This window comes from uncultured Granulicatella sp. (assembly GCF_963516875.1).
In the GTDB taxonomy this organism is placed as follows: Bacteria; Bacillota; Bacilli; order Lactobacillales; family Aerococcaceae; genus Granulicatella.
In genome coordinates this window covers 1-14,232 of record NZ_CAUQCL010000009.1, presented here as the reverse complement: position 1 = coordinate 14,232, position 14,232 = coordinate 1, and the positions used below count along the sequence as shown (strand labels likewise).

General features: G+C 33.1%; 15 protein-coding genes. All 15 read left to right on the top strand.

Annotation, left to right across the window (positions count from 1 at the left end; all coding sequences use genetic code 11):
• The first annotated feature begins 37 nt into the window (after nucleotides 1-37).
• Nucleotides 38-1,018, top strand: a complete 981-nt coding sequence (locus RWM24_RS04835) for a PhoH family protein (protein WP_314112105.1) — start codon at nucleotides 38-40, stop codon at nucleotides 1,016-1,018.
• An 18-nt stretch (nucleotides 1,019-1,036) separates the two neighbouring features.
• On the top strand, nucleotides 1,037-3,214 hold the full coding sequence (locus RWM24_RS04830; protein WP_314112104.1) for an HDIG domain-containing metalloprotein: 2,178 nt from the start codon (nucleotides 1,037-1,039) through the stop codon (nucleotides 3,212-3,214).
• Between the two features lie 12 nt (nucleotides 3,215-3,226).
• Nucleotides 3,227-3,712, top strand: a complete 486-nt coding sequence (gene ybeY / locus RWM24_RS04825) for an rRNA maturation RNase YbeY (protein ID WP_314112102.1) — start codon at nucleotides 3,227-3,229, stop codon at nucleotides 3,710-3,712.
• Nucleotides 3,705-4,088 (top strand): diacylglycerol kinase family protein, encoded by a 384-nt coding sequence (locus tag RWM24_RS04820; RefSeq protein WP_314112101.1) that lies wholly within the window; start codon nucleotides 3,705-3,707, stop codon nucleotides 4,086-4,088. The genes ybeY and RWM24_RS04820 overlap by 8 nt, the downstream gene beginning before the upstream one ends.
• Nucleotides 4,089-4,098: 10 nt before the next feature.
• On the top strand, nucleotides 4,099-5,007 hold the full coding sequence (era, locus tag RWM24_RS04815) for a GTPase Era (RefSeq protein WP_314112099.1): 909 nt from the start codon (nucleotides 4,099-4,101) through the stop codon (nucleotides 5,005-5,007).
• 9 nt (nucleotides 5,008-5,016) lie between these two features.
• Entirely contained in the window at nucleotides 5,017-5,814 is a 798-nt protein-coding gene (recO, locus tag RWM24_RS04810; RefSeq protein WP_314112097.1) for a DNA repair protein RecO, read from the top strand.
• Nucleotides 5,815-6,098: 284 nt separating this feature from the next.
• Nucleotides 6,099-6,692 (top strand): type IV toxin-antitoxin system AbiEi family antitoxin domain-containing protein, encoded by a 594-nt coding sequence (locus tag RWM24_RS04805; RefSeq protein ID WP_314112095.1) that lies wholly within the window; start codon nucleotides 6,099-6,101, stop codon nucleotides 6,690-6,692.
• The gene (locus RWM24_RS04800) at nucleotides 6,692-7,558 is read left to right on the top strand and encodes a nucleotidyl transferase AbiEii/AbiGii toxin family protein (protein WP_314112093.1); all 867 of its coding nucleotides are present in this window, start codon (nucleotides 6,692-6,694) and stop codon (nucleotides 7,556-7,558) included. Before RWM24_RS04805 ends, RWM24_RS04800 begins: the two co-directional genes overlap by 1 nt.
• A gap of 240 nt (nucleotides 7,559-7,798) precedes the next feature.
• Complete coding sequence (gene ruvA, locus RWM24_RS04795; RefSeq protein WP_314112091.1) at nucleotides 7,799-8,395, top strand: Holliday junction branch migration protein RuvA; 597 nt, start codon at nucleotides 7,799-7,801, stop codon at nucleotides 8,393-8,395.
• A 14-nt stretch (nucleotides 8,396-8,409) separates the two neighbouring features.
• Nucleotides 8,410-9,408, top strand: a complete 999-nt coding sequence (gene ruvB / locus RWM24_RS04790; RefSeq protein ID WP_314112089.1) for a Holliday junction branch migration DNA helicase RuvB — start codon at nucleotides 8,410-8,412, stop codon at nucleotides 9,406-9,408.
• A 20-nt stretch (nucleotides 9,409-9,428) separates the two neighbouring features.
• Nucleotides 9,429-10,466: a tRNA preQ1(34) S-adenosylmethionine ribosyltransferase-isomerase QueA gene (gene queA / locus RWM24_RS04785; RefSeq protein WP_314112087.1), complete on the top strand. Its 1,038-nt coding sequence runs from the start codon at nucleotides 9,429-9,431 to the stop codon at nucleotides 10,464-10,466.
• A 114-nt stretch (nucleotides 10,467-10,580) separates the two neighbouring features.
• Nucleotides 10,581-11,168: a uracil-DNA glycosylase family protein gene (locus tag RWM24_RS04780; RefSeq protein ID WP_399539367.1), complete on the top strand. Its 588-nt coding sequence runs from the start codon at nucleotides 10,581-10,583 to the stop codon at nucleotides 11,166-11,168.
• Nucleotides 11,169-11,171: 3 nt separating this feature from the next.
• Complete coding sequence (locus RWM24_RS04775; RefSeq protein ID WP_314112083.1) at nucleotides 11,172-11,663, top strand: peroxiredoxin; 492 nt, start codon at nucleotides 11,172-11,174, stop codon at nucleotides 11,661-11,663.
• Between the two features lie 14 nt (nucleotides 11,664-11,677).
• Nucleotides 11,678-12,619, top strand: a complete 942-nt coding sequence (gene pip, locus RWM24_RS04770; RefSeq protein ID WP_314112081.1) for a prolyl aminopeptidase — start codon at nucleotides 11,678-11,680, stop codon at nucleotides 12,617-12,619.
• Nucleotides 12,620-12,909: 290 nt separating this feature from the next.
• A partial coding sequence (locus RWM24_RS04765) for a YSIRK-type signal peptide-containing protein (protein WP_314112079.1) occupies nucleotides 12,910-14,232 on the top strand: 1,323 nt, incomplete at its 3' end.

The window sequence follows — 14,232 nt, the reverse complement described above, 5'->3', positions numbered from 1 at the left end:
TGTCAAAAATATGCTATAATGGTGCTACATACAGTAAATGGAGGTTAACAGTGTGGTAGAACAAAACTATAAACAAGCGTTAGAAATCCAAGATCATCCACAACTCGTTCAATTATTTGGTTCACAGGATCAACATTTGAGATTATTGGAAGAAACGTTTGAAACACTCATTACTCATCGTGAAGAACAATTGTTAATTTCCGGTGAAGAAGAGTCTGTAAAACAAACGATAGTGTTATTAGAACAACTACAGGAATTAATAGCCCGTGGTATTTCAATCTCTCAAACAGATATCGTCACAGCCATTAAAATGGCGAAAAGAGGGACATTAGATTATTTCTTAAATTTATACAATGAGGAAATTGGTCGAACATTTTCTGGTAAACCGATTCGTGCAAAAACATTTGGACAACAACAATATATTCATGCGATTAAGAAAACGGATATGGTGTTTGGTATTGGACCTGCAGGAACTGGTAAAACTTTCGTCGCAGTTGTAATGGCGGTTCAAGCTTTGAAAAAAGGTCAAGTGAAGAAAATTATTTTAACACGACCAGCGGTTGAAGCAGGGGAAAATTTAGGATTTTTACCAGGGGATTTAAAAGAAAAGGTCGATCCATATTTACGTCCGATTTATGATGCGTTATATGCCATTTATGGAGTTGAACATACCAATCGTTTATTGGAACGTGGAGTCATTGAAGTAGCTCCCCTTGCGTATATGCGTGGACGTACATTAGAAGAAGCATTTATTATTTTAGATGAAGCACAAAATACAACAAGAGCTCAAATGAAAATGTTCCTAACTCGTTTAGGATTTGGTTCGAAAATGATTATTAATGGTGATAAAACGCAAGTAGACTTACCAAAGGGAAGTCATATGAGTGGTTTAGTGGATGCTGAAAATAAACTAAAAGGCATTAGTGGCATTTCTTTTGTGGAATTTGATGCATTTGATGTCGTTCGTCATCCATTAGTGTCAAGTATTATTGATGCCTATTCAGAACAAGGTGAATAAGTAAGGAGTAAATGAAAAATGAGACAGAAACTGCGAAAATTTCAGGAAGTTTTGGGCATTTTCTATTTGCCCTTGCTTCTTTTTTTAACATTCATCGCATTATTAGCGATTGGGTATAGTAGTGTTAAACCAACGACTTATACTGTTGAATTAAATCAAGTTGCTAAAGAAACAATTCGAGCACCAAGAACTTTGGAAGATAAAGCTCAAACAGAAAAAAATCAACAAATAGCAATGGATGCTGTTAGCGATGTATTAGTGTTTGACCAAGAACGTATGACAAAGCAATTGACAAATATTCAGCAATTTTTCCAAGCGATTAAGTCAGTTGCATCCAAAGCATCCGCAGAAATTATTAAAACAGATCAAAGTAATTCTTCTGAAGAATCTGTGACAAGAGTAGCAACGACTCAAGAAAGAGTTCAATATTTTAAGAAATCTCTTGAAAAAGAGAATCAGTCTATTCGAGAGTTTGCGATTTTTATTCCGGATAAATATATTTCTCAATTATTACAAGCTAATAATGAACAGTTGGCTTCTTATGAGAAGACGTTAAAATCAGTTGTTGAAACTCAAATGAAAAATGCGATTAGTGAAAGTACGGTTACAAAAGCGCAAGAAGAAGCGAAGAAAACTTTATTCTATAGTGACTTTTCTGATACGGAAAGAGATTTATTAGGGCAATTAGTCACTGTGTCAGTCATTGTCAATAATGTCGTAGATAAGGAAGCGACTCAAAAGGCAAAAGAAGTGGCTAAGGCAGCTGTAAATCCTGTGAAAATTTTGCAAGGTCAAGTTCTTGTTCAAGAAGGGCATGTGATTTCGGATCAAGATATTCGTTTGTTGGAATTGTTTGGCTTAAGTAATAGTAAGCCTAATTACCATGAATTATTGAGTTATATAGTGTTTCTTTTTGCAATAGTAGTTTTTCTAGCAGTTTATTATCGTCAAACGATTGCATTATCAAGCGATACGGTGACTGTAATGTCAGTATTTGCATTGGTTTTTGTTTCTGGAGTATTCGTGTTAAAAATTTTAGCACTAGTACAACAGAAAGGTGTAGAACATATTGGATTAGTCTTCCCAATATCAGGATTTGTTTATCTCCTATATCGTTTAACAAAGAGTTTACGATTAACAATTGTGTCAATCGTATTAATGCCAATATTTTCATGGTATTATTTTTCTCAGACAACGAATATTTTACACTTAATATTAACAACCGTCTTTCTTTCCATTATTGCATGGATTGGAATTATTCATGAGGAAATTTGGAAAAATCAAATATGGTTGAAACGATTTATGAAGCATTTGTTTTATCCTGTATTATTAGGGATTCCATTTGTTTTCTACAGTAATTATGAATTTCAAACACAACAAACAATGTTTATCTTTTTATTTTTACTATTAAGTGGATTTTTATCATTCTTATTACCAGTGATATTAATGCCTTATTTATCGTATGTGTTTGAAGATAGTTCGGTATTATTATGGGCTGAATTATCGAATCCAAATCAACCATTGCTAAAAGACTTGATCACACAAGCTCCAGGAACGTATCACCATAGTCTTATGGTGGCAAATATTTCTGCCAACTGTGTAGAAGCAATTGGTGGTGACTCTCAATTAGCCAGAGTAGCCTGTTATTATCATGATATTGGAAAATTAGAGCATCCATTATTCTTTATTGAGAACTTACCTGGAAATATGGAATCACCTCATAAAATGTTAAGTGCGGAAGAATCGGTTCATATTATTTTTAACCATGTGACAAAAGGGGTAGAAATTTTAAAACAACACCAATTGCCTCAATCAGTCATTGATATTTGTGCACAGCATCATGGAACAACATTGATGAAATATTTTTATGCAGAAGCATTAAAAAATAATCCGGATGTAAAAGAAGAAGATTTCCGTTATCCAGGACCAAAACCTCAGACAAAAGAGGCAGCGATTATTAATATCGTGGATAGTGCAGAAGCAGCAACTCGTGCGATGAAGGAACCAAGTTTGGAAAAAGTAGAAGCGTTAGTTCATTCTATTATTATGAATCGATTGGAAGATGAACAATTTGTAGAGTGTGATATTACGATGAAAGAAATTGCGATTGTTGAAAAAATGATAGTGACTTCTTTAAATGGAACATTCCATTCAAGAATTGAATATCCAACAATCAAAAAACAAGAAGCGAAGTAGAAAGGAAATATTATGTTTATTGAATTAATAGACGAAACCGAAGTAGTAAAAGAAGAATATCAAAAATTAGTAGAAGATGTCGTGTCATTTGCAAGCGACTATTTACATTATCCTGAAAATCGTGAATGCTGTATTTCATTTGTTTCAAGTGAAAGAATTCGTGAGATTAACCGAGATTTTAGGAATATTGATAAAGTAACGGATGTTATTAGCTTTGCACTTGACGATGAAGAGGAAGATATGGATCCAATTAAAAACTTTATGGCTTCAGATGAAAATTTTGTGACTTCTATTGGAGATATTATTATCTCAGTGGATCGTGCAAAGGAACAGGCAGAAGAATATGGACATAGTTTGGAACGTGAATTAGGATTCTTAGCATTACATGGTTTCTTGCATTTAAATGGTTATGATCATCAAACAGAAGAAGAAGAAAAAGAAATGACAGGCTTGCAAACAGAAATTTTAACAGCCTATGGTTTAACAAGAAATGCATAAACAAGTTGGAAAAAATCACCATTTCAAACAATCATTGCAACATGCTATCAACGGTATTAAAACCGTATTTCAAGATGAACGAAATTTTAGATTTGATGTTGTTGCTGCAATAGGAGTAGTAATACTAGGATTTTTATTAAACATCGAAAGAGTTGAATGGTACTGGATTGTATTTTGTATCTTTTTAATGTTTATTTTAGAAATGTTAAATACCGTTGTAGAACAATTAGTTGATTTAATGGTAGAACACAATTATCATTTAGCCGCTAAAAAAGCAAAAGATGTAGCAGCAGGCGTTGTATTAATGGGATCTATTTTTGTTCTCTTAATGGCTTTTGGAATTTTTATTCCAAAGATTTTACAAATATTTTTATAAGGAGAGTCATATGTCAAAACAATTTAAATCAGGTTTTGTAGCAATTGTTGGTAGACCAAATGTAGGGAAATCTACTTTTATGAATTATGTATTAGGTCAAAAAATTGCGATTATGTCGGATAAAGCTCAAACAACACGTAACAAAATTCAAGGGGTTTATACAAATAAAGATTGTCAAATCGTCTTTTTAGATACTCCAGGAATTCACAAACCAAAGCATGAACTAGGGAATTTCATGGTGGAGAGTGCTTATTCTGCATTAAAAGAAGTGGATGCTGTATTATTTATGGTGAATGCTGCAGAAAAAAGAGGTCCTGGTGATGACTTCATTATTGAGAAATTAAAGAAAATTAAAACACCTGTATTTTTAGTGTTAAATAAAATTGATTTAATTTCTCCAGATGAATTGTTAGACCGAGTTGAATCGTATCAAGAGACGATTCCATTTGCTGGAATTATTCCAATTTCAGTTTTACAAGGAAATAATGTTCAAGAGTTAATGACAACGTTAACGAATCATTTACCAGAGGGACCTCAATATTATCCAAGTGATCAAATTACAGACCATCCAGAATATTTCGTTGTATCGGAATTAATTCGTGAGAAAATCTTACATTTAACAAAAGAAGAAATTCCTCATTCAGTAGCTGTTACTGTAGATAAAATGCAAAAAGATGAGTTTGATAAAGTGCATGTTTATGCCAATATTATTGTGGAACGTCCAACTCAAAAAGGAATTATCATCGGTAAAGGTGGTAAATTACTAAAAGAAATTGGCGTGAGAGCGAGAAAAGATATCGAACAATTACTCGGAAATAAAGTCTATTTAGAATTATGGGTTAAAGTAGAAAAAGATTGGCGTAAGAAAAAGAGTCATTTACAAGACTTTGGCTATCGTACAACAGACTATAAAGATTAAGGTGACTTTATGGAATACTTTCAAAAGTTTACCGGCATTGTTTTATTTCGACAAGAATATAAAGAACACGATATGATTGTTAAGATTTTCTCTCGAGAATTTGGTAAGCAAATGTTTTTTGTAAGAAATTTACAACGATCGACCCATCCTTTATCTGCAGCAACCTTACCCTTTACAAGAGCTGTTTTTATTGGAACGATTCATCAAAATGGATTTAGCTTTATTAGGGAATGTCTTGAAGTACAAAATCATCGACGTATTTATGAACAAATTGAAGTTCAAGCAGTCATGACGTATATGATGCAATTGGTGGATGCAGTGATGGAAGACCGAATCGTGAATACAGAGTTGTATGATTTATTAGAAAATTGCATTCGTGCAGTGGAAAATGATCTAGATCCATTTATTTTAATGCATTATTTTGAATTGAAAATGTTAAAATATTTTGGAGTGGCATTTCAATGGCAACAGTGTTGTTTTTGCGAAGAGTCAGTCGGACCGTTTGATATTTCGTTGAAACATCATGGATTATTATGTTCAAGGCACTATGATACAGATGAAAAGAGATTACAATTAAGTCCAAAAGCAGTGCATATAGCTAGACTTCTTATTGCGATGAAATCACCTTTACAAATTCAATCATTGAGTCTATCTACTGAAACAAAAACTGATTTAAAAAGACTTTGTGACTCATTAATGGACGAATATGTAGGAATTCGATTAAAGGGGAAAAAGTTTATTGATCAAATGCAAGACTGGCAGACTCAATTGCAAATTCGGCGGAACAAGACAGAAAACAATCAATAAAGAGGAGCTAATATTATAAGAAATATTGTTTTATGATTGAGTAAAGATACTGTTGTAACTCTCAATTGTTAAGAAAAATATTTTTAGTATTTGACTGTATTCTTGATTGTAAAGAATATTGAATAATAACTGTAAAATCACTTAATGATCATTAGGTGGTTTTATTTTTTCTACAAAAGTTAATACTGGAGTTTTTACTTTTAGAATTTTGTATAAGATTGATGTAATATTTTTACTTTCACGCTTATATAATGTATAATAAGAGCGTGAAAGGAAGTGAGTGAGTGGGTCGATTTGAACAAATTAAAGAAATTTCAAATGTAAGTAATGGAGTTATAAGAACATCAGAAGTTGTTAGTAAAGGTATTTCTAAAACCACTTTAGCAAAATTTGTGGAGAAATATAATTATGAGCGAGTTTCAAAGGGAGTTTATTGTTCTCCAGATATATGGAAAGACAAGATGTATTTGTTGCAAATCCGGTGTCCAAAAATTATCTTTTCTCACGATACAGCCTTATTTTTACTTGATATGACAGATCAAGAGCCATTACAGCTTACCGTTACGGTAAAAAGTGGATATAATGCTACTCATTTAAGAGAAGAGGGAATCAAAGTATATGCTATCAAAAAAGATTTCTTTGAACTTGGGACTGAAAGAGTAAAAACCCCTTTTGGAAATGAAGTTTTAATATATAATCCTGAACGTACTATTTGTGATATGATTCGTAATCGTTCGCAAATTGAAATTCAAGTTTTTCAGGATGCATTGAAACAATACGTCAAGTGTAAAAATAAAAATTTACATCTTCTAATGGATTATGCAAAAAAACTTCGAGTTAACAATGTGTTAAGCAAGTATTTGGAGGTGTTACTATAATGATTTATTCATCAAGGCAATTAAAAGATTTAATCCGAAATTTATCAAAAGAAGTAGAAATTGAGCCTTATGTGTTGATTAGAAAGTATATGATGGAACGTTTCTTAGAGAGGGTATCTAAGTCCAAATATAATGGCAGTTTTATCCTAAAAGGAGGAATGTTAGTATCAGCTTTTGTTGGAATAGAGTCGAGAGCTACAATGGATATTGATACAACCATTAAAGGTATTCCAGTAACAATAACTGAAATGAAGCGTATGATTACAGAAATTTCAGACATATATTTAGAGGATAATGTGAAATTTAGAACCAAGAAATTATCAGAGATTATGGATGAAATGGAATATACAGGAATCCGATTTAGTATGGAAGCTATTATGGATGGAGCGGTTATTCCTTTAAAGATTGATATTTCTACGGGAGATGTAATTACTCCAGGAGAAATATCATATTCTTATAAATTGATGTTTGAAGATAGAACAATTCCAATTATGACTTATCCTGTTGAAACTATATTAGCTGAAAAATTAGAAACTGTAATTTCAAGATCTATTACCAATACTAGAATGAGAGATTTCTATGATATTCATTTACTATTACAATTACATAAGATAGATTATGATATATTTGCGTTAGCGTTAGAAAGAACTGCAAAAAAACGAGAAAGCTTACTCCTTTTAGAAAATGCAGAAAATGTATTAAAAGCAGTGAGTTCCAGTAATGATATGAAAAAAATGTGGACTACCTATCAGAAAAAATTTAAATATGCTAGATCATACACTTGGGATGATATGATGTGGTCTATTAGAAAATTATCAGTAGAAGCTAAATTAAATGTTGAAAGTCCGTCTGATTTTGAAAAGTAAATATAGAAACAAGAAAACTATAGTATCAGTATAATAGCGATAGAAAAAGAACAACTACGATTAATCATTGTAGTTGTTTTTTCACCTACAATGAATTCCGAAATTTTTCATGATGGGTAATCTCATAAATTTTTTTCTTTAAAATTGTTAATGAACGGGAAGAGTTTTTCCAGTAGATTATTAGAATTTAAGCCGTTTTCGTGATACACTTAATAGGATGAAATAAAACGGAGGTAAGAGATGTACGAATATCTTAAAGGAGAATTAGTGGCTATTCAGCCAACGTATATTGTCGTAGAAAACCATGGGATTGGATATCAAATTATGTTTGCCAATCCTTATCGTATCCAATCAAAGTTGAATGAAGTGATTCGAGTAGAACTTCAACAAATCGTTCGAGAAGATTCGATTACATTGTATGGTTTTTTAAGTGATGAGGAAAAAGAATTATTCCAAAAATTAATTAGTGTTTCTGGAATCGGACCAAAAAGTGCCGTATCGATTTTAGCAAATGATGATGTCAATGGTTTTATCCAAGCTGTAGAATCCGGCAATATTACGTATTTAACAAAATTTCCTGGAGTTGGTAAAAAAACTGCTCAACAAATTGTATTAGATTTAAAAGGGAAATTCACGAATATTGTAGTGGAAGAAGTAGCTGCTCCAGAAGTAGAGACTGCAACTGGAATGAAACATCTAGAAGAAGCAAGAGAAGCATTATTAGGATTAGGATATTCTGCAAAAGAAATTACAAAAGTTTGGAAAGAGTTGGAAACAGCAGCTCCTCAAACAACTCAAGAAGCATTATCCATTGCCTTTAAATTATTGATGAAATAGAAAGGAAGAATTGTGTGGAAGAACATCGATTTGTAGATGGTAGTCCGTTAGACGAACAAGAAGTTTCAACGGAATTATCATTACGACCGCAAAATTTACAACAATATATTGGTCAACAAAAAGTAAAAGAAGAGTTATCCATTTATATTCAAGCAGCACGTAGTAGGCAAGAAGCTTTGGATCATGTCTTATTATATGGCCCACCTGGATTAGGGAAGACAACTTTAGCGATGGTCATTGCAAATGAATTAGAAGTAGGAATTAAAACAACGAGTGGTCCCGCAATTGAACGACCTGGAGATTTAGTCGCATTATTAAATGATTTAAATGCTGGAGACGTTTTGTTTATCGATGAAATTCATCGCTTACCTCGTGTAGTAGAAGAAATGCTCTATTCTGCAATGGAAGACTTCTTTGTTGATATTGTAGTAGGACAAGGGCCAACAGCCCATCCTGTTCATTTTCCATTACCACCTTTTACTTTAGTAGGTGCGACAACTCGTGCGGGTGCATTATCTGCTCCGTTAAGGGATCGTTTTGGAATTGTGTCTCATATGGAATATTATGATGAGGAATCATTAACAGAAATTGTTAAGAGAACAGCTAGCGTATTTGAAAGTGAAATCCATGAAGAAGCTGCTCGAGAAGTTGCCCTTCGTTCAAGAGGAACACCACGTATCGCCAATCGTTTATTAAAACGTATCCGTGATTTTTCTCAAGTTTATGAAGAAGGTGGCATTTCAAAAGAAATTACGCAAAAAGCTCTTAAAGTCCTTCAAGTAGATGAAAAGGGATTAGATGCAATTGACCGTAAATTATTAAATGCCATGATTGATTTATATGATGGTGGGCCAGTCGGATTGGGAGCGATAGCTGCTAATATTTCTGAAGATGCTGAAACAATCGAAGATATGTATGAACCATATTTATTACAAATTGGATTTATTAAGCGAACGTCAAGAGGAAGAATGGTGACACCAGAAGCTTATGTTCATTTGAACAGAAGATATTAGAATAGAAAGATGGAATAAGAATGAATTATACAACTCAAGATTTTGATTTTGATTTACCAGAAGAACTGATTGCTCAAACACCTTTGAAAGATCGTACTTCTTCAAGATTACTAGTCGTTAATAAAACAGAACATAGTGTAGAAGATAAACATTTTTCTGAAATTATTGATTATTTAGAAGAAGGCGATACATTAGTTGTCAATAATACAAGAGTATTGCCAGCAAGATTATACGGCGAAAAAGAGGGAACAGGTGCTCATATCGAAGTGCTACTATTGCACAATACGCATGGAGATTGCTGGGAAACTCTTGTAAAACCAGCCAAAAGAATGAAGGTAGGAACAGTTGTATCGTTTGGTGATGGACGATTAAAAGCAACTGTAACAGAAGAATTAGAACAAGGTGGAAGAATCATCGAGTTTCAATATGATGGGGTGTTTTTAGAGATTTTAGAATCGCTAGGTGAAATGCCATTGCCACCGTATATCAAAGAACGATTAGAAGACCAAGAACGTTATCAAACCGTTTATGCGAAGGAAAATGGATCTGCAGCTGCACCAACAGCCGGTTTACATTTTACAAAAGAATTAATGGAAAAAATTCAACAAAAAGGTATCCAAATTGTTCCAATTACGTTACATGTTGGATTAGGAACATTTAGACCCGTTTCTGTTGACCATTTAGAAGACCATAAAATGCATTCGGAATATTATCATATTTCAAAAGAAACAGCAGAGGTCATTGCAGAAACGAAGAAAAATGGAAAACGAGTCATTGCTGTAGGGACTACTTCGATTCGTACATTAGAAACAGTAGGTTCTGCTAATAATGGAGAAATTGTTCCATGTAGTGGATGGACAGATATTTTTATTTCCCCGGGATATGAATTTAAAGTAGTGGATGCTTTTATTACGAACTTTCATCTTCCAAAATCGACATTAGTGATGTTAGTAAGTGCCTATTTAGGGCGTGATTTTACATTAGAAGCTTATCATCATGCGATTAGCGAACGTTATCGTTTCTTTAGTTTTGGAGATGCTATGTTTGTTCATCGATAAAGCAACAGTAGAAAATTGAGAGTTATGTTTGTTCATCGTTAAAGTAACAGTAGAAATTTGAGAGCTATAATTATTTATCGTTAAAGTGAACAGTTGAAATTGGAGATGATGAGATTGTCTTTTGAACAATTAAAAGAACAAATCATGCAGGATGAAGAAAATCAATTCTATACTAAGCAAGGAATTGAACCATTATTTTGGATTCCTGAAACAGCTAAGATTTTAATTATTGGTCAAGCACCTGGATTAAAAGCTCAAGAAAGTCGTAAATTTTTCTGGGATAAAAGTGGAGATCGTTTAAGAGAATGGCTGGGTGTTGATGAATCTTTATTTTATGAGTCAGGTTTATTTGCAGTCGTTCCAATGGATTTCTATTACCCAGGAAAAGGAAAAAGTGGAGATAAACCACCTAGAAAAGGATTTGCCCCTAAATGGCATCCATTAGTGTTACCGTTATTAAAACAAGTTGAGTGCATCTTATTAGTTGGATTGTATGCTCAAAACTATTATTTAAAAGATACGAAAAAAGAGAATTTAACAGAAACGGTAAGAAGTTATACTGAATACTTGCCAAAGTATTTCCCATTGGTACATCCTTCTCCTTTAAATATCATGTGGATGAAGAAAAATCCATGGTTTGAAGAAGAAGTATTACCAGAATTGAAAATGATAATAAAAAATATAATAAAAAAAGGAGAATAAAATATGTTTATTACACGACACAATAACCCATATGAATTAAAAGGAGAGTTACCAATAGTTGGAGAAAAAGCTCCTCACTTCTCATTAGAATGTATTCATGGAGAGATTAAAACACCGGAATCATTTGCTGGAAGAGTAACATTAATCAGTGTTGTTCCAGATATTAATACTCGAGTTTGCGATATTCAAACAAAAGCCTTCCATAAAAAAATGAAAGAACATCCAAGTATTCAATTAGTGACGATTAGTAAAAATAACAAAGATGAATTTAAAAATTGGTGTTCGGCAAATGATGTTGCAATGGAAATGTTATGCGATGTTGATTTTACATTTGGAGAAGCATATGGCATTTATGTTCCTGAATTAAGTGTAGACCAACGTTCGATTTTTGTATTAGACCAAAATGGAACCATTGTGTATCAAGAAATCGTTCAAGAAATGACAGACGAACCGAATTATGATGAAGCTATCCGAGTAGCATTAACTCACTTATAAGAGGGGGAGATATAATGGAAACTGAAACTCTATTTCCACCAATTGAACCGTATAATGAGTTTTACTTAGAAGTCTCCTCGATACATCAAATATATGTAACGGAATCAGGAAATCCAAATGGTAAGCCGGTGATAATTGTTCACGGTGGTCCTGGTGGAGGTTCAAGTCCGATAACACGTCAATTGTTTAATCCGGATGTTTACCGTATGATTCAATTTGATCAACGTGGTTGTGGGAAAAGTTTACCTTTTCTTTCATTAGAGGAGAATACAACTCAACATTTAGTTTCGGATATGGAGAAAATCCGTGAAAAGTTAGAAATTGATCAATGGCTTGTTTTCGGAGGAAGTTGGGGAACGACTTTATCCCTTCATTATGCGATTCAATATCCAGAGAGAGTTAAGGGATTAATTTTACGAGGGATTTTCTTAGGAAGACAAGAAGATACTGATTGGCTTTACCAAAAAGGAGCTAGTGATTTCTTCCCAGATCAATTTGTACCATATTTGAACCATATTCCAGTTGAGGAACAAGATGATTTAGTTACTGCTTATTATAAGCGATTGACAAGTGACGATGCATCAATACGTTTAGAAGCTGCTCGTCAATGGGCTAAATGGGAAGGCGGCATTGTGACCTTATTACCAAGGGAAACTATTGGCGAGGAATCAGATGAGGACATGCTTGCGATTGCTATTATGGAATGTCATTATTTCTATCATCGCTGTTTTGTAGAAGATGATAATTATATTCTTAATCATGCTGATAAATTAAAAGATATTCCAATTAAAATTGTTCATGGTAGATATGATGTTGATTGTCGTCCGAGTGGAGCATATGACTTACATCAAAAATTACCACATACCGAATTAGTCTTTTCTACTGCGGCAGGACATGCGCAAATGGAACCATCAACGGTGAAGGAACTCTTGAGATTTGCCAGAGAATTTGAATAAGTTCGTGGTTTATTGAAACCCTAAAATCTACCGTGAATTTATCGTTTGTGGTAGATTTTTTTGTATAAAAATATAGTGATAGAGTTACTAGGAGATGAGAAGGGGTTAAAAAGGTTTGAAGTTCAAAACAAATGTTGATAAATCAAGGTTTTGACGTGATTTTTTTATTGAATAATTACTAGAAAAATAGTAAAATGAGGTGCTTGGATATATTATTTTTTGTGAAATTTTTATTTTAAAAATTGTATATATAATCCTGGCAATTATTATGAACGTGAAAGGAGAAAACTATGAAAAGAAAACATCATAAAAAATCATTCGATTGGTACGGAATGAAACAACGTTTTTCGATTCGAAAATATCATTTTGGTGCAGCGAGTGTATTAATTGGGACAACATTATTTTTAATGGGAAGTCCAAGTGTATTAGCTAGTGAATTGGGTACAAGCCAAGGAACTAATACAGAATTAATTAGTAAAACAGAAAAGAAAACAGAAACTCCTAAAGAGGTAGTTTCAAAAGAAAAGTTACAATCATTACTATCAGAGTTGAAATCATTGATTACAGAAGTGTCTGCTTCTAAATTAGGTTCAGTTGAAAACCAAGAACGAATCTATCAAAAAGCAGACTCTATTTTGCATGAGAATGAAGCAACGCAAGAAAGTGTGAATGAACAAGTATCCCTAGTTCAAAATTCAATTGACTCATTAAAACGATTGAAAGAAGAAAAAGCTCAGTCAAAATCTAATGAAGAAACAGTTGGCAAAAAGGAAGTTGCAGAAAAAGAGAAAGCTGAAACTGTAACGAGTGAAGAAACAAAAAACGAAGATTTATCAACAGGTAGAAGAAGCCGTTCTAAAAGAGTTGAGGAAAAAGCAGAAACTGCTATTTCAGTCAATTCAGAAAAAGAAGTAAAACCTGAATATCAAAATGGAGCGGATACCTATAAATTATCTGAAGAATTACATGATATTATTACATATCTTAAAAAGAATGGAATTGAAGCAGATAAGATTTCAGGTATTAAAGCAAACTATGATAAGTTGAATGAGACGCTAGGTGCACATGAAGATGGTGTATTAGCAGAAGAAGACTATCATACTGCCTTAAATACATTAAAAGAAGCAAGAAAATATAAAGAAGAAATTGTTGAGAAAAGTTCTCCTGCTACTGAATCTGAAGTAACTCTTCGTCGTGAAGAACGTGCTCCTAACACAAGAGAAGGAGCTAATACGGAGTTTGGGAATGCTTATACAGCATGGATGATTACAGATGCTGATGTTAAACGATTCCAATCGGCAAGTACTACTGATGCAAATTATCATGGATATAATTATAAAGTAGGGACATTCTTATATAACTCGAATAATGCTGAAAATAGCCCGATTAACAATAACAATATGCAAGGGCCTCAAAGAATTACATGGACTAGAAACAGGGTTTATGTACAGGTAAACCGTGTATCAGGTAATGAACAATCTGGTTATGAGTTTAACTGGAAGATTCAATTTAACGCTGGTCGTGAACCTCACCAAAAACCATTCTACTACTTTACATTGCCGGATGGGCATGACTTTAGTAGCTCTGTTGTATTAAAAGAAAATGAATCTCAA